The 15,299-nt window shown below is 66.8% G+C and carries 13 protein-coding genes; 10 read left to right on the top strand and 3 right to left on the bottom strand.

The genetic code is table 11. The features are described from left to right. Positions 1–147: 147 nt before the first annotated feature. From leuD to ACQR1B_RS25610, 3 genes are read right to left on the bottom strand one after another with little or no spacing between them, the layout of a single operon-like run. Positions 148–771: a 3-isopropylmalate dehydratase small subunit gene (gene leuD / locus ACQR1B_RS25620; RefSeq protein WP_434834850.1), complete on the bottom strand. Its 624-nt coding sequence runs from the start codon at positions 769–771 to the stop codon at positions 148–150. After that, positions 768–2,189, bottom strand: a complete 1,422-nt coding sequence (gene leuC, locus ACQR1B_RS25615) for a 3-isopropylmalate dehydratase large subunit (RefSeq protein WP_434834851.1) — start codon at positions 2,187–2,189, stop codon at positions 768–770. The genes leuD and leuC overlap by 4 nt, the downstream gene beginning before the upstream one ends. A gap of 42 nt (positions 2,190–2,231) precedes the next feature. Next, the gene (locus ACQR1B_RS25610; RefSeq protein WP_434834852.1) at positions 2,232–4,235 is read right to left on the bottom strand and encodes an FAD-dependent oxidoreductase; all 2,004 of its coding nucleotides are present in this window, start codon (positions 4,233–4,235) and stop codon (positions 2,232–2,234) included. A 157-nt stretch (positions 4,236–4,392) separates the two neighbouring features. On the opposite strand from ACQR1B_RS25610, the gene ACQR1B_RS25605 reads away from it, so the two are divergent. The 10 genes from ACQR1B_RS25605 (at position 4,393) to ACQR1B_RS25560 (ending at position 15,277) form a co-directional block, all read left to right on the top strand. Beyond that, positions 4,393–5,217: a GntR family transcriptional regulator gene (locus tag ACQR1B_RS25605; RefSeq protein ID WP_434834853.1), complete on the top strand. Its 825-nt coding sequence runs from the start codon at positions 4,393–4,395 to the stop codon at positions 5,215–5,217. Beyond that, entirely contained in the window at positions 5,214–6,437 is a 1,224-nt protein-coding gene (locus ACQR1B_RS25600) for an ABC transporter substrate-binding protein (RefSeq protein WP_434834854.1), read from the top strand. Before ACQR1B_RS25605 ends, ACQR1B_RS25600 begins: the two co-directional genes overlap by 4 nt. A 251-nt stretch (positions 6,438–6,688) precedes the next feature. Then, positions 6,689–7,561: a branched-chain amino acid ABC transporter permease gene (locus ACQR1B_RS25595; RefSeq protein WP_434834855.1), complete on the top strand. Its 873-nt coding sequence runs from the start codon at positions 6,689–6,691 to the stop codon at positions 7,559–7,561. Then, entirely contained in the window at positions 7,558–8,529 is a 972-nt protein-coding gene (locus ACQR1B_RS25590; RefSeq protein ID WP_434834856.1) for a branched-chain amino acid ABC transporter permease, read from the top strand. Before ACQR1B_RS25595 ends, ACQR1B_RS25590 begins: the two co-directional genes overlap by 4 nt. Then, positions 8,529–9,272, top strand: coding sequence for an ABC transporter ATP-binding protein (locus ACQR1B_RS25585; protein WP_434834857.1), 744 nt, complete (start codon positions 8,529–8,531; stop codon positions 9,270–9,272). The genes ACQR1B_RS25590 and ACQR1B_RS25585 overlap by 1 nt, the downstream gene beginning before the upstream one ends. Continuing rightward, the gene (locus tag ACQR1B_RS25580) at positions 9,265–9,966 is read left to right on the top strand and encodes an ABC transporter ATP-binding protein (RefSeq protein WP_434834858.1); all 702 of its coding nucleotides are present in this window, start codon (positions 9,265–9,267) and stop codon (positions 9,964–9,966) included. Before ACQR1B_RS25585 ends, ACQR1B_RS25580 begins: the two co-directional genes overlap by 8 nt. A 43-nt stretch (positions 9,967–10,009) precedes the next feature. Next, positions 10,010–10,882, top strand: a complete 873-nt coding sequence (locus ACQR1B_RS25575) for an isocitrate lyase/PEP mutase family protein (RefSeq protein ID WP_434834859.1) — start codon at positions 10,010–10,012, stop codon at positions 10,880–10,882. Then, positions 10,879–12,612 carry a hydantoinase B/oxoprolinase family protein gene (locus ACQR1B_RS25570; protein WP_434834860.1) on the top strand — a complete coding sequence of 578 codons (1,734 nt, stop codon included), beginning with the start codon at positions 10,879–10,881 and terminating at the stop codon, positions 12,610–12,612. Before ACQR1B_RS25575 ends, ACQR1B_RS25570 begins: the two co-directional genes overlap by 4 nt. Beyond that, positions 12,609–14,666, top strand: a complete 2,058-nt coding sequence (locus ACQR1B_RS25565) for a hydantoinase/oxoprolinase family protein (protein ID WP_434834861.1) — start codon at positions 12,609–12,611, stop codon at positions 14,664–14,666. The genes ACQR1B_RS25570 and ACQR1B_RS25565 overlap by 4 nt, the downstream gene beginning before the upstream one ends. Next, positions 14,663–15,277 (top strand): cysteine hydrolase, encoded by a 615-nt coding sequence (locus ACQR1B_RS25560; protein ID WP_434834862.1) that lies wholly within the window; start codon positions 14,663–14,665, stop codon positions 15,275–15,277. The genes ACQR1B_RS25565 and ACQR1B_RS25560 overlap by 4 nt, the downstream gene beginning before the upstream one ends. The last annotated feature ends 22 nt before the right edge of the window (positions 15,278–15,299 follow it).

The raw sequence follows: 15,299 nt of genomic DNA, 5'->3' as shown, positions 1-15,299 counted from the left end.
CGCAACCTCCGGTATCATCCGGATACCCACGAATCAATTGATCCAGTAAACCAAATCCAGCCCTTCTTGGGGCGTTTCCTCCCTGGACTTGGGCCGCCTGCACCGCGAGGTACGGGCGGCTTCTTTCTTTTTTCCTTGGGAGTCGGCTCAGTCTTTCTGGCCGTCTTTCAGTTGGACCCAGGGCCGCTCGTCGCGGTCGCGCCGTTCGAAACCGTCGATGTCGCCGGTCCGCGACCGCGTGAGGTCGAGATCGTCCCAGCCGTTGATCAGCTTGGTGCGCCAGATCGGATCGATCGAGAACGCAAACGTGCGGTTACCGAGCCGGATCAGACAATCGTCAAGATCCACCGTGATCGCCGTTCCCGCCGTCCACAGCAGCGCCAGAATCTCTTCCGCATCGGCTTCGCTGACCGTCGCCGGCAGCAATCCGTTGTTGACGGCATTCGATGCGAAGATGTCGCCGAAGCTCGGCGCGATCACGCAGCGGAAGCCGAAATCGGCCAGCGCGTAGACGGCCGCCTCGCGCGACGACCCCGCGCCGAAATTGCGCCTCGCGACCAGCACCTCGGCCTCGGCGGCGCCCGTCGCATTGAGCGGGAAGTCGGGCCGCGGTTGACCGGTCTCATCGAAGCGCATGTCATGGAGCAGATATTGGCCGTAGCCGTCGGCGCGCGAGCGCTTCATGAAGCGCGCCGGAATCAATTGATCGGTGTCGATGCTGGCGAGCGGTAATGCGCAGGCGGTCGTCATGATGCGATCGAACGGCGTCATGCTTTGCTCCCCAGCATCCTACGCACGTCGGTGAGATGACCGGTCACCGCCGCGGCGGCGGCCATCGCCGGCGACATCAGATGCGTGCGCGCACCGGGGCCCTGGCGGCCCTTGAAATTGCGGTTCGTCGTCGAGGCACAACGCTCGCCCGCCGCTACGAGATCGCCATTCATGCCGACGCACATCGAGCAGCCCGCGCCGACCCAGTCGAGGCCGGCGGCGATGAAGATGCGGTCGAGGCCTTCCTGCTCCGCCTGCTGCTTGACGAGGTGCGAGCCTGGCGACACCAGCCCGGGCACGCGCGCCTTGCGGCCGGCGAGAACGCCGGCGGCCGCGCGCAGATCCTCGATGCGGCTATTGGTGCAGGAGCCGATGAAGACGCGGTCGATCCTGATCGTGTCGAGCGCCTGGCCCGCGGTCAGCCCCATGTAGTCGAGTGCCTCGCGCACGTGGCTCGCCTGTGAGGGATCATCGAGGCCGGCGGGGTCAGGCACGCGGGCCCCGATCGGCAGCGCATCCTCGGGGCTGATGCCCCAGGTCACCGTCGGCGCGATGTCCATGCCGTCGAGCGTGATCTCACGATCGAAGGCGGCGTCCGCATCGCTTGGAAGCGCGCGCCACGCCGCGACGGCGCGATCGAGCATCTCCTCCTGCGGCGCGAATGGCCGTCCCTTCACATAGGCGAAGGTGGTCTCATCCGGCGCGATCATGCCGCAGCGCGCACCGCTCTCGATCGCGAGGTTGCACAGCGTCAGCCGCCCCTCCATCGACAGCGCGCGGATCGCGGTTCCTGCATATTCGATGGCATGGCCCCGTGCGCCGTCGGCGCCGATGGTCGCGATGATCGAGAGCGCGATGTCCTTGGCGGTGATGCCGGGCGCGGTGGTGCCGTCGACCGTGATCCGCATTCGCTTCGGCCGCTTCTGCCACAGGCACTGCGTCAGCAGCACATGCGCGACCTCCGAGGCGCCGATGCCGAAAGCGAGCGCACCGAACGCGCCATGCGTCGAGGTGTGGCTGTCGCCGCAGACCATGGTGAGACCGGGCAAGGTGAGCCCCTGCTCGGGCCCGACCACATGGACGATGCCCTGGCGCGGATCATCGAAGCCGAACAGGCGGATATCGTTGGCGCGGCAATTGTCGTCGAGCTGGCGGATCATGCCGGCGATATCGGGCGCAATCTCGCCGAGCGCGCGCGTCCGCGTCGGCACGTAGTGATCGGCGACGCCGATCGTGAGATCGGGCCGGCGCACCTTCGCGCGCTTGTCCTTCAGCTTGTTGAAGGCGTGGAACGAGCCTTCATGCACGAGGTGCCGGTCGATGAACAACAGGTCCGCGCCGTCCTCGCGGCGCGTCACCACATGCGTCTCCCAGACCTTGTCGAACAAGGTGCGCGGCTGCCGCTCTCCACCCGTCATGCCGATACGTCCTCAGTCGATTTCGTCTTCAATGCGCGATCCTCATGTCATCACTCCCGGCGCCGCAGGGAAGGGGGCGCGCGCTGCCATGTGGCCTTGATACGTCGCTTCCAGCGCGGTGCGCGGCGCGTTGTTATCGCCGGCCTGGACGACAGGCCGCCCGGCACGCCGCAGGGCGAGATAGAGCGTCTGGTCGGCGCTGTTGTGATCCACTGCGACGAGCGCCGAGAATCCGGTCAGGTGCTCCACGTCACCGGTCGAGAGATCCTCGACATCGAGCGTTTCACCGTCGAATGACCGTACCGTGCGCAACGTCGCGATCCTGACCTTGCGCTCACGCAGACGGCGGCTGTTGGCGAGCGTCGAGTAGACCGTTGTGCGCCACGCGTAGCTCGTGGCGGGCACGAACAATGTGATGGCCTTGCCGAGATCGGCGAAATGCTCCAGCGCCGAGAGCGTGCCCCATTCGCCAGTGCGGTCGAACACGGCAACCTCGGCGCCGAGCTTGTCCGGCGCCTGGAGCGCATCGGGCAGGGTGAACACCGGCCCGTTGCCGGCGATGGCCATCGCCGTCGTGGTCGAGCCTGTCGCCAGGATGATGCGATCGGCGCCGAACGCTTGGATGGCGGCGGCATCGGCGGTCTTGTCGAAGACCACGCGGACGCCGAGCCGAGCCAGGGCCGCGATCTGGAAATCGACAAACGTCTTGAAGTTCGCACGCTTCGGCATCAGCCAGGCGGTTTGCAACTGGCCGCCGAGCCGATCGCTGCGCTCCCACAGCGTCACGTCATGACCGAGCGCGGCGGCGACACGCGCGGCTTCCAGCCCCGCGGGACCTCCGCCGACGACGAGGATTTTCTTTGCCGCAGCGCGCGGCAGTGCCTCGGGCTCGTCGAACCTGTCTTCGATCCCTGCGACCGGATTGATCAGGCAGCGGACCGGCAGGTTCCGCTCCAGCATGCCGGCGCAGCCCTGGTTGCAGCCGATACAGCGGCGGATCTCGTCGAGGCGGCCCGCGATGGATTTCTTGACGATCGCCGGTTCGGCGAGATGCGCGCGGGCCATGCCGACGGCATCGGCCTGTCCGCTCGCGATCATGGCATCGGCTTCATCAAGTCCCGTGAAGCGGCACACGGCAAACACCGGCGTGTCGAACCCCTCCGCCCGCAGTTCGCGGCGAATGCGCGCGGGCAGCGATCGAAACGGCGCCGGATCGAACGCCATGTCGGCCATCTGCGTCGCCAGCGAGTAGCTTGCGACATAGGCCGAATGCGAGACGTTGACGAAATCGATCTGGGTCTGCCGCGCCAGCATCGGCACGATGCGTTCGGCCTCGTCGATCCCGAGTCCGCCCTCGGCATATTCCTCGCCGCTGATGCGGATGCCGAGGCAGAAGCCGGCGCTGAGCTCGGCGCGCAGCGCCGCCAGCACGCGGGCCGGAAAGCGCAGGCGGTTCTCCAGCGAGCCGCCATAGGCATCATCGCGCTTGTTGGACAGCGGCGACATGAACTGCTGCAGCAGATGGCCATGCGCCATCTGCAGCTCGATGCCGTCGAAGCCGGCGGCCACGAGGTTGCGCGCGGTGACGAGGTGACCCTCGATCACCTGCTCCATGTCGAATTCGTCCATCGGACGCGGCGGCAGCGCCGAGATCGCCCACGGCACGGCTGAGGCGCCCCAGGCCACCGTGCGCTCGAAATCGCCCTCGACCTGCCGTCCGAGATGAATGATCTGGCCGAGCATGCAGGCGCCTTCCGCCTTCACCGCATCGGTGATGCGGCGGAACGGATCGATGCAGGCGGGATCGAAGCCGCACACCGCCTGCGGCCGGCCGAGCGAATTGGCATGCACGCGGATGGATTCGAAGATGATGGCGCCGACGCCGCCGCGCGCGCGGGCGCGGTGATAGGCGAGGTGCTGCGCGCTCGGCAGATGATTACAGCCGAAATTGGTCGTATGCGCGGGAACGAAGATGCGGTTGCGGAAGCGCAGGGCGCCGACGTCGAGCGGGCTCAGGGCCTGAGCATATGGCTGATGCTGCGACAAATCGCGTGATCCTCCCGGGACGCCATCCGTGCCTCGATCGATGGCTTGATCCTTGCTTCGATCCGACGGCCGAGCCGGTTGACCCAAGCTGTCATATTTTCTATACACCTACTGTATTGAAAGCAAGATAGCTCGAAATCATAGAGGCCAGCCGACCTTGCGCGCCGCGTCCGAGCCACTGAAGGCACGACGGATCTACCTGCTGCTGAAGGACAAGATCGCATCCGGCGAGCTTGCGGACGGCGAGCGGCTGCCCGGCGAGTTCGCGCTGGCCGGAGAGCACAATGTCTCCCGCGTCACCATCCGCCAGGCGCTCGATCTGCTTGCATCAGAAGACCTGATACAGAAGAAGAGTGGTCTCGGCACCTTCGTGCATCGCCCGGCCTCGAAGGTGCGCACGGTGCTCGCAGACGTCGCCAACGTGTTCGCGCATCTGATCGAGATGGGCCGCGCCACCGACGTCCGCCTGCTGTCGTTCGACTATTTGACGCCGCCGGACCAGATCCGCGAGGCGCTGCAGCTTGCGCCTGACGAGCGCTCGCAGCGTTCGGTGCGTGTCCGTCTCGTCGACGGCGTGCCGTTCTCCTATCTCGTCGCCCATGTGCCCGAGCGCATCGGCCGCAATTATTCGCGTGAGGATCTCGCACGCATGCCGCTGCTGGAGCTGATCGAGCGCTCGGGTCTCACCAGCGCCTCGGCGCGGCAGGAGATCAGCGCGGTGCTGTCGAGCCCCGATGTGGCTGAGGCGCTCGACATCGATGTCGGCCTGCCGCTGGTGGCGCTGCGCCGCACGGTTTACGGCAAGGACGGCCAGCCGATGGAGCACCTGCAGGCGCTCTATCGGCCCGACCGCTACACATTGCAGATGAACCTCGAACGGACGGGCGACGAAGGGCACCGGCACTGGAGCCCGACCGCCGAGGTGTACCGCAGGGAGCGCCCGCGCCGGCGGCCGCCAGTCAGGAAAGTGGGGAAGTCATGACGCGCCGTTCGAAGTCACTGTCACGCCGCACCGTGCTCAAGAGCGGTGTTGCGCTCACCTCGATGCTGGCCGCGCCCGGCCTGCTCCGCGCCGAGCCCGCGCCGGTGAAGGTCGGTCTGCTGCAGCCGATCTCGGGCGCCTTCGCGCTCGACGGTGATCTCGCCAAGATCGGCGCGGAATTCGCGATCAAGGAGATCAACGACGCCGGCGGCATCAAGGCGCTCGGCGGCGCCAAGCTCGAGCTCGTGATCGGCGACAGCCGCTCCAACGCCGAGGCCGGCGCGCAGGCGACCGAGGAATTGCAGTCGGCCGGCGTCGCTGCCGTGCTCGGCGGCTTTGCCTCGGGCATCGCGTTGACCGCGACCCAGACCGCGTCGCGCTACGATCTGCCCTTCGTCGTTGACTGCGCGGTGGCCGATACGATCACCGAGCGTGGTCTCAAGAACACCTTCCGCTTCAACCCGAATTTCAGCATGGCGACCGCGGTTGCACTGAAGAACCTGGTGAAGCTCAACGACGACGCCGGCAAGCCGATCAAGACGGTCGCCATCGTGCACGAGGACGGCCTGTTCGGCTCGGGCCTCGCCAAGATCATGCAGGAGAAGCTGCCGCCGCTCGGCTTCCAGATCGTCGAGACCATCGCGCATCCGACCCCGGCACGCGACATGACCAACGTCGTGCTGCGGTTGCGCGCGCTCAATCCCGACCTGATCGTGCCGTCGCACTATTTCAACGAATTCGTGCTGATGGCCCGTACCCTGCAGCAGCAGCGGGTCCGTCCGAAGGGCATCTACGCCGTGTTCGGCGGAGCCGCCTCGAGCTACCGCTTCGTCAACGAATTCCCGGAAGCCGCCCAGGGCGTGATGGACTGCAACCATTGGGGCGATCCCAAGAGTCCCGTTACGGCCAAGCTGCGCGAGACCGTGACCGCGGCCGGCAAGTTCTACGCCTACAACACGCCGATCAACTACTCGCTGGTCAAGGTGTTCGCCCAGGCGGTCGAGAAGGCCGGCAGCGCCGATCGCGCCAAGATCATCGAGGCGCTGGCAGCGAACGAGTTCGACAGCGGCATCATGCCCTACGGCAAGACCAAGTTCGACGCCAAGGGCCAGAACACCAGCGCGCTGCCGCTGAACACGCAGGTGCAGGGCAAGGACATCAAGGTGATCTACCCGGCCGACTACGCCGACGCCAAGCCGATCTTCCCGATCAACGGGTGATCGGACAGAAGACGCTGTAGTTGTCCGTCTGTGAATGGCTGTGTCTGCTACGGCGGGCGCGGCCATCCTTCGAGACGCCCGGCTTTGCCGGGCTCCTCAGGATGAGGACTCCGTGTGTGGCCTCGTCTGCAAACCCTCATGGTGAGGAGCGCCGCTCTGCGGCGCGTCTCGAACCATGAGGCCCCGAAGTGCCGGAGTTGGTCCGGCCGCTCCGAGGAAGCATTCGGCTTTCTCGACGACCAGAGGATATGATGTACTCGCCCCAGATCGTCGTGGAGGCGCTGTTGAACGGACTGATGCTGGGCGCGATCTATGCTCTGATCGCGCTCGGGCTCACCCTGATCTATGGCGTGCTGCATATCGTGAATTTCGCCCACGGCGCGCTGCTGACTGTGGCGATGTTCATGGTGTGGCTTGCCTGCGCGCGCTTCGGGCTCGATCCCTATGTCGCGATCCTGGTCGTCGCTCCGCTCATGTTCGCGCTCGGCTATGGCCTGCAGCGCTTCATCATCGGCCCGGCGAGCCACGGCAAGGACAACGGTATCCTGCTGGTCACGCTCGGCCTCTCCATCATCATCGAAAACGCGCTGCTCGCCGCCTTCCAGTCAGACACGCGCACGATCACCAGCGACTATTCGTTCAAGGTCGTCGAGCTCGGGCCGCTGCTGTTGTCGTTCCCGCGCGTCGTCGGCTTCGGCGTCACCATCGCGACCACCTTGCTGCTCTGGCTCGTGCTGCACCAGACCGACATCGGCAAGGCGATCCGCGCCGTCGCCAAGGAAAAGCTCGGTGCCAGCCTGGTCGGCATCAGCGTGCCGCATGTCTACGCCATGACCTTTGCGATCGGCTGCGCCTGTCTCGCCGTCGCCGCAGGCCTGTTGATGCCGTCGTTCTACGTCAGCCCCAAGACCGGTGCGGCCTTCGTGCTGGTGGCCTTCACCATCGTCGTGCTCGGCGGCATGGGCTCGATCCCCGGCGCACTGATCGGCGGGCTTCTCATCGGCGTCGTCGAGGCGGCCTCGAGTCTGTTTCTCGGCGACAGCCTCGGCCAGATCGGTATCTTCCTGATCTTCATCGTGACTCTGCTGGTGCGCCCGACCGGCCTGTTCGGAGCGCGCGCATGACGAAGCCGCGGCTGTTGACACTCGCCATCATCGTCGCCGCGCTCGCGGCGATCGCCTTTGCCGGCCTGTCCGGCGCGCTGTTGAACCTGATGATCTTCATGATGATCATCGCATTGGCGGCGCAGGGCTGGAACATTCTCGGCGGCTATGCCGGCCTGTCGTCGTTCGGCCACGCCGCGTTCTTCGGCGCCGGCGCCTATGCGATGGCCGTGCTGCAGACCCGCTTCGGCGTCAATGCCTGGATCGCGCTCGTGATCGGCATTGCGCTCGGCGCGCTGGTCGGCGCCGCCATCGGCTTTCTCAGCTTCCGCTCCGGATTGAAAGGCTCGTACTTTGCGCTGATCACGCTCGCCTTCGCCGAGGTCGCGCGCATCCTCGCCAACAGCACGAACTTCACCGGTGGTGCCGCCGGCATTCTGCTGAAGCTGCAGACTGGCCTGCCATATCTGCAATTCGCCGACCGCCGCTGGTTCCTGCTGATCACCATCGCCTTCGTCGCCATCGGCCTGCTGGTGAGCTGGTGGCTGGAGCATTCGCGCTTCGGCGCCTATCTCGTGGCGCTGCGCGAGAACGAGCAGGCGGCGCAGGCGCTCGGCGTCGACGTGTTCGCGGTCAAGATGAAGGCGATCGCGATCTCCGGTGCGCTCACGGCGGCCGCCGGCTGCCTGTACGCGCAGAACTATCTGTTCATCGACGCCAATGTCGCCTTCGGCTCGTGGATCTCGATCGAGGCGCTGTTCGCCGCCATCGTCGGCGGCGCCGGCACCGTGCTGGGACCCTTGATCGGCGCGATCGTGCTGCTCGGCTTGGGCGAGCTCACCAAGGGCGTGTCGGGCGGCATTCCCGGCATGGACCTGCTGGTGTTCGGCGTCATCCTCGTCTTGTCGGTGGCATTCTCCCCGAACGGATTGGTGATGCTGATGAAGAGCCTCGGCCTGCGCGCGTCGGCCAAAGTGAAGGAGGCGTGATGCTCGAAGTCAGGGCGCTCACGAAACGCTTCAGCGGCCTCGTCGCGGTCGATCAGGCCTCGCTGTCGGTCGCGAAGGGATCGATCACCGGACTGATCGGCCCGAACGGCGCCGGCAAGACGACGCTGTTCGCGATGGTCGCGGGCTTCCTGCAGCCCGATGGCGGCTCCGTCAGCTATGACGGGCGCGACATCACGCAGCTCGCCCCGCATGTTCGGGCGCGCGCGGGCATCGCGCGCACCTTCCAGATCGTGCAGCCATTCGAAGGCCTGAACGTGCAGGAGAACATCGCGGTCGGCGCCTATCTGCATACGCCTGACGCCAAGGAGGCGATGCAGCAGGCGGCGGATGTCGCACATCGTGTCGGCCTCGGCGCCGATCTGACCAAGGCGTCCTCCGATCTCACCGTTGCCGGCCGCAAACGGCTGGAGGTGGCGCGCGCACTCGCGACCAAGCCGAAGCTGTTGCTGCTGGACGAGGTGCTGGCCGGCCTCAACCCGTCCGAAATCCGCGATGTGCTGCCGCTGGTCCGCGCCATCCGCGACCAGGGCGTCACCATCCTGATGATCGAGCACATCATGCAGGCGGTGATGAATCTCTGCGACAAGGTCTATGTGCTGTCGCAGGGACGGATGATTGCACAAGGCGAGCCGAAGGCCGTGTGCGAGGATCCGCAGGTGATCGAGGCCTATCTCGGCCACGGCGCCGCCGAGCGGCTGCGTGCGGAGCAGGCCGATGCTTGAGATCCGCGATCTCCGCGCCGGCTACGGTGGAACGGAAGTGCTGCGCGGCGTCAGCCTCGACGTCAACGCCGGCGAGGTCGTCGCCGTGCTCGGCTCCAACGGCGTCGGCAAGACCACCTTGAACAAGGTGCTGTCGGGCGTGGTGCCGGCCACGGCTGGCACCATCCGCTTCAATGGCGCGGCGCTGGAGCATGCCGCCGCGCCTCAGATCGTCGCCGCTGGCCTCATCCATGTCCCCGAGGGACGCAAGATCTTCCCCAACCTGTCGGTGCGCGAGAACCTCGAACTCGGCGCCTATTGCCGGCCGCGGCGCGGCCGCAACCAACGCATCGAGCAGATCTACGCGACCTTTCCGAAGCTGAAGCAGCGCGCGCGGCAATATGCCGGCACGCTGTCCGGCGGCGAGCAGCAGATGCTGGCGATCGGCCGCGGCCTGATGGGTGAGCCGAAGCTCCTGATCCTCGACGAGCCGTCGCTCGGCCTGTCGCCGCTGATGGTGGAGGAGATGTTCGCGCTGATCGCGCGGCTCGCAGCCTCCGGCCTCGCCATCATGCTGGTCGAGCAGAACGTGGTGCAGTCGCTGGAGCTCGCCGGCCGCGCCTACATCATGGAGAACGGCCTCATCACGCTCTCCGGACCGGCCCATGAGCTGAAATCGAATGCCGAGCTGAAGCGCGCTTATCTCGGTCTCTAGAGATCGGCGCTTCAGTCCAATTGTGAGAAACAAGGAAACGACAATGAGCCTGAGATCCACTCTGGCATCAGCCGGGACGACGATCGCGCCCGGCGTGTACGACGCGCTGACCGCGAGCATCGCCGCCGAAGCCGGCTTCAAGGCGCTGTATCTGACCGGCGCCGGCATCGCCTACACCAGGCTCGGTCGTCCTGACATCGGCCTGGTATCGATGATGGAGGTCGCCGACACCATCGCCGTCATCCGCGACCGCGTCGACGTTCCCCTCGTCGTCGATGCCGATACGGGCTTCGGCAATGCGCTGAACGTGCAGCGCACGGTGCGGTTGTTCGAGCGCATGGGCGCCTCTGCGATCCAGCTCGAGGACCAGACCACGCCGAAGCGCTGCGGTCATCTCACCGACAAGACGGTGATTGGAACGGCCGAGATGGTCGGCAAGATCAAGGCCGCGCTCGATGCGCGGCAGTCCGAGGAGACGCTGATCATCGCGCGCACCGATGCGCTGGCAATCGAGGGCATGGAGGCCGCGATCGCGCGCGCCGAGCGCTACGCGGAGGCGGGCGCCGACGTGCTGTTCGTGGAGGCGCCGAAGAGCAGCGAGCAATTGTCGGCCATCGCAGGCCGGCTGGCGTCGAAGCGGCCGCTGCTCGCCAACATGGTCGAGGGCGGCTCGACGCCGATTCATGGCGCCGCCGAACTCGGCGCGCTCGGCTTCAAGCTCGTGATCTTCCCCGGCGGCATCGTGCGCGCGCTCGCTTTCGCCGCGCGCGCCTACTACGCGTCGCTGGCCGAGGCCGGCTCGACCCGGCCGTTCGCCGACCGCATGCTCGATTTCACCGGCCTCAATGCAATGCTCGGCACCGCCGACATCCTGGCCAATGGCGCGCGCTATGCTGACGAGGAGGCGCGGGCATGACGACCTTGGATCCGATCACGCTCGCAGTGCTGAAGGGCCGGCTGGAGCAGATCGCCGACGAGATGGATGCGACGCTGTATCGCTCGGCCTTCAACCCGACCATTGCGGAGGCGCGCGACGCCTGTCACGGCATCTATCATGCGACCACCGGCGACACCTTGGTGCAGGGGCAGGGCGGCCTGCCGATCTTCGTCGGCGCGATGGCCTTTGCCGTGCGCGCCGTCATCGCCAAGGTCGACAAGGATGGCGGCCTTGAGGAAGGCGACACCTTCATCTTCAACGACCCCTATGACGGCGGCACCCATCTCAACGACTTCCGCCTCGTGCGTCCGGTGTTCCGCGACAACAGGGTGTTCTGCTGGATCGCCTCGGTCGGCCACTGGCTCGACATCGGCGGCAACGTCGCCGGTGGCTACAATCCGAAGGCGGTCGAAAGTTTTCAGGAAGGCATGCGCATTCCGCCGGTGAAGCTGATCGCTGCGGGGCGCATGAACCACGACATCCTCGGCATTCTCGAGGCCAATTCGCGCGTGCCGATGTCGAACTGGGGCGATCTCAACGGCCAGCTCAACGCGCTCGATCTCGGCGAAGGCCGCCTGCGCGCGCTGCTCGACGACTACGGCGACAAGACCGTGGCCGACGCGTTCGAGGCGTTCTCGGATCGTGCCGAGACCCTGATGCGCGCGGCGATCGCCTCGCTGCCCGACGGCACCTATTCGTTCGAGGACGTGCTCGACAATGATGGCATCGTCGACGAGCCGCTGACGGTGGCGCTCGACGTGACCATTGCCGGCGACACGATGGCCCTCGACTTCACGCGCTCGTCCGGCGCCTGCAAGGGCCCGATCAACATCTCGCGCTCGACCACGATCGCGGCCTGCTACGTCGCGCTGAAGCACGTCTTCACCGAGGTGCCCGCCAATGCCGGCTGCCTCCGGCCGATCAGCTTTGCGATTACCGACGGCTCGCTGCTGGCGGCAGGTCCGCCCAAGCCGGTCGCGGGCTACACCGAGACCATCCTGCGCCTGATCGGCGTCGTGCTCGGCGCGCTCGCCAAGGCCGATCCGTCGCGCGCGACCGCCGCGCCGTTCGGCACCATCAACGCGCTGTCGATCGCCGGCCATCGCAAGGACAACAGCCGCTTCGTGATGTTCTCGTTCTTCGGCGGCGGCCTCGGCGGCAATCCGGCGACCGACGGTCTCAACCACGCCAACAACCCGATCTCGACTGCGACCATTCCTCCAGTGGAAATTCTCGAAGCCGCCTATCCCGTGATGTTCACGCAATGGGCGCTGCGCCCGGATTCCGCCGGCGCCGGCACGCATCGCGGCGGCGTCGGCGCGGTCTACGAGGTCGAGCTGCTGGCCGATGCCGATGTCGCGCTGCTCGGCGAGCGCGGCAAGGCGGCGCCGTTCGGCGTCGCCGGCGGCGGCAGCGCGGCGCTCAACCGCTTCACCTGGCAGACCGATTCTGGCGAGGCGAGCCCGCCGATGGTCTCCAAGATCACCGACCTGCATCTCAAGGCTGGCAAGCGCGTCCGTCTGGAAACGCCAGGAGGCGGCGGCTGGGGGCCGCCGGAGGCGCGGCCGGTTGCTGATGTCGCGCACGACGTCGCGCTCGGTTTCGTCTCACGTGCGCAGGCGCGCGCGGTCTACAAGGTCGCTGTGACGGTTGATGGCGCGATCGATGAAGCCGCGACGCGCAGCCTGCGCGCGGGAGGTGCGGCATGAGCAAGCTCGGCACCATCGTCGGCGTCGATGTCGGCGGCACCTTCACCGATCTCTTTTACTTCGACGAGGCGAAGCGCGTCTTCCGCACCAACAAGGTGCCGTCGAACCGCGGCGACGAGGCGGTGGGCTTCCTCGAAGGCCTGCAGGGTTTTGGCGCGGTCTCGCATCTCAGCTCGATCGTGCATGGCACCACCGTCGGCACCAATGCACTCTTGGAGCGCAAGGGCGCGCGCATCGGCCTGATCACCACGCGTGGCTTCCGCGACGTGCTGGAAATGCGCCGGCGCGACCGCCGCAACACCTGGGGCCTGTGGGGCGACTTCGTCCCCGTGGTCGAGCGCGACATGCGCGCCGAGGTCGATGAGCGCGTGCTGTCCGACGGCACCATCCGCACCGCCGTCGATGCGGCGCAGGTCACGGCGACGGCGCGCGACCTGCTCGCCAAGGGCGCGCAGGCGCTCGCGATCGTGTTCGTCAACGCCTTCGCCAATCCCGACAACGAGCGCCGTGCGCTCGAAGCCGTGCAGGCGATCTGGCCCAACGACGACGTGGCCTGCTCCAGCCAGATCCTGCCTGAAATTCGCGAATTCGAGCGGACGTCGACGACGGCGCTCAACGCCTATCTGCAGCCGGTAGTCGGCTCGTATTTGCAGAAGCTGCAGAACGCGCTCGCGGGCGAGGCGTTCGACGGCCGCTTCCACATCGTGCAGTCCAATGGCGGCGTGATGTCCACGGACGCGGCGCGGCGCTTCCCGATCCGCACGGCGCTGTCGGGGCCGGCGGCCGGGGTGATCGCCGCGGCGGAGATCGCCAAGGCGGCGGGCTTCCCCAACGTCATCACCGGCGATCTCGGCGGCACCTCGTTCGACGTGTCGCTGGTGGTCGATGGCGCGACGTCGCTGGCGGCGCAGACCACGATCGATTTCGGCCTCGTCGTGCGCACGCCGATGATCGAGATCACCACGATCGGCGCCGGCGGCGGCTCGATCGCCCATGTCGATGCCGGCGGCCTGCTGCAGGTCGGCCCGGAGAGCGCGGGCTCGCGGCCTGGTCCCGTCTGCTACGGCGGAGGCAACGACCGCCCGACGCTCACCGACGCCAATGTCGTGCTCGGCCGCATCAATGCCGACAGGCCGATCGGCGGCAAGCTTAAGGCACTCGACGTCGAGGCGGCGAAGCGCGCCATCGCCAGGCATGTCGGCGAGCCGCTGGGCCTCGGCGTCATGGAGGCGGCGGAAGCGATCGTCCGCATTGCCGACAGCAAGATGGCCGGCGCCATCAGGCTGATGTCGATCGAGCGCGGCCATGATCCGGCGCGCTTCGCGGCGGTGCCGTTCGGCGGCGGCGGCGCGCTGCACGTCTCGGCGCTGATCAAGGATGTCGGGCTCAAGGCGGCGCTGGTGCCGCGCTATCCCGGCGTCACCTCGGCGCTCGGCTGCGTCATCGCCGACATCCGCCACGACCAGGTGCAGACGCTCAACATGTTCGTCGACGGTCTCGACATCGCGGCGCTGACGCGCTGGATGCAGTCCGAAGCCGAGCATGCGCAGGCCGTGGTGAAGGACGCGCGGCTGGCGGTCGAGCGCATCGACATCATGTTCGAGCTCGACATGCACTATGTCGGCCAGACCCACACCATCCGCGCGACCTTGCCGGCCGAGATCAAGGATGGCGCGATCAAGCTGACCATCGACGACGTGCGCAAGGCGTTCGAGACCGCCTATCAGAAGAGCTTCAGCCGCCTGTTGCCGGGCGTACCAATCAAGATCGTCAACCTGCGCACAGCTGCGATCGGCGTGCGGCCGCGCTTCGACCTCTCGGCGCTCGCCCCCGACGCCAGCGCCGATCTCGGCAAGGCTCGGCTCGGCAGCCGCGACGTCTGGTTCGATGGCAAATGGTGGAGCACCGCGATCTATGCGCGGCTCGACCTCCCGGTCGGCAGCGACATCGCGGGGCCGGCGATCCTGGAGCAGCCGGATGCGACGACGGTGATCGCGCCCGGCTTCAAGGCGCGGGTGGATTCATTCGGCAACGTCATCGTGGAGCGGACATGAGCGATCACAGCATTCCGGCCGCGCAGAGCGCGCTCCTGATCGTCGACCTGCAGAACGACTTTCTCGATTCCCAGGGCGCCTATGGCCGTGCGGGGCAGACGGCCGCCGACATCGCGGCGCTGCCGCCACGGATCAAGCCGTTTGCCCATCTGATGCGGAGCAAAGGCGGCTTCGTCATCTCGACGCAGTTCACCTTGGTGCCGGGCAAGGGCGGCGAGCCCCTGATCTCGCCGCATCTGAAGCAGTTGCGGCCGTTCCTCGCCAAGGGCGACTTCCTGCCCGGCGCCTGGGGCCATCAGCTCGTGGACCTGCTGCAGCCGGCCGACATCACGATCGAGAAGATCGCGTACTCCGCGTTCTACATGACCCGGCTCGAATGGGTGCTGCGCAAGTGCCGGATCGAGAAGCTCTATGTCGCCGGCATCGTCACCAATGGCGGTGTCGCTTCCACGGTGCGTGACGCGCATATTCGCGACTTCGAGACGGTGGTGCTCGAAGACGGTTGCGCGGCGTTCACCGCGGAGACGCATGCCACCGCAATCGCGGCGCTGAAGCCGGTGTGCCGCGTGGCCTCGATCGCGGAGGCGATGACGGAGCTGGCGGCGTCATGAATGCACGTCCGGTCTTCTGGGG

Source organism: Bradyrhizobium oligotrophicum (genome assembly GCF_051168495.1).
In the GTDB taxonomy this organism is placed as follows: domain Bacteria; phylum Pseudomonadota; class Alphaproteobacteria; order Rhizobiales; family Xanthobacteraceae; genus Bradyrhizobium; species Bradyrhizobium oligotrophicum_A.
This window is presented reverse-complemented; position numbering and strand designations above follow the sequence as displayed.

Bases quoted from the DNA above. Each gene is read 5' to 3' on its own strand.
- ACQR1B_RS25590 (WP_434834856.1), top strand. From the start codon at position 7,558: ATGACGAAGCCGCGGCTGTTGACACTCGCCATCATCGTCGCCGCGCTC.
- ACQR1B_RS25575 (WP_434834859.1), top strand. From the start codon at position 10,010: ATGAGCCTGAGATCCACTCTGGCATCAGCCGGGACGACGATCGCGCCC.
- ACQR1B_RS25600 (WP_434834854.1), top strand. From the start codon at position 5,214: ATGACGCGCCGTTCGAAGTCACTGTCACGCCGCACCGTGCTCAAGAGC.
- ACQR1B_RS25560 (WP_434834862.1), top strand. From the start codon at position 14,663: ATGAGCGATCACAGCATTCCGGCCGCGCAGAGCGCGCTCCTGATCGTC.
- ACQR1B_RS25565 (WP_434834861.1), top strand. From the start codon at position 12,609: ATGAGCAAGCTCGGCACCATCGTCGGCGTCGATGTCGGCGGCACCTTC.
- leuC (WP_434834851.1), bottom strand. From the start codon at position 2,189: ATGACGGGTGGAGAGCGGCAGCCGCGCACCTTGTTCGACAAGGTCTGG.
- leuD (WP_434834850.1), bottom strand. From the start codon at position 771: ATGACGCCGTTCGATCGCATCATGACGACCGCCTGCGCATTACCGCTC.
- ACQR1B_RS25595 (WP_434834855.1), top strand. From the start codon at position 6,689: ATGTACTCGCCCCAGATCGTCGTGGAGGCGCTGTTGAACGGACTGATG.
- ACQR1B_RS25580 (WP_434834858.1), top strand. From the start codon at position 9,265: ATGCTTGAGATCCGCGATCTCCGCGCCGGCTACGGTGGAACGGAAGTG.
- ACQR1B_RS25570 (WP_434834860.1), top strand. From the start codon at position 10,879: ATGACGACCTTGGATCCGATCACGCTCGCAGTGCTGAAGGGCCGGCTG.
- ACQR1B_RS25585 (WP_434834857.1), top strand. From the start codon at position 8,529: ATGCTCGAAGTCAGGGCGCTCACGAAACGCTTCAGCGGCCTCGTCGCG.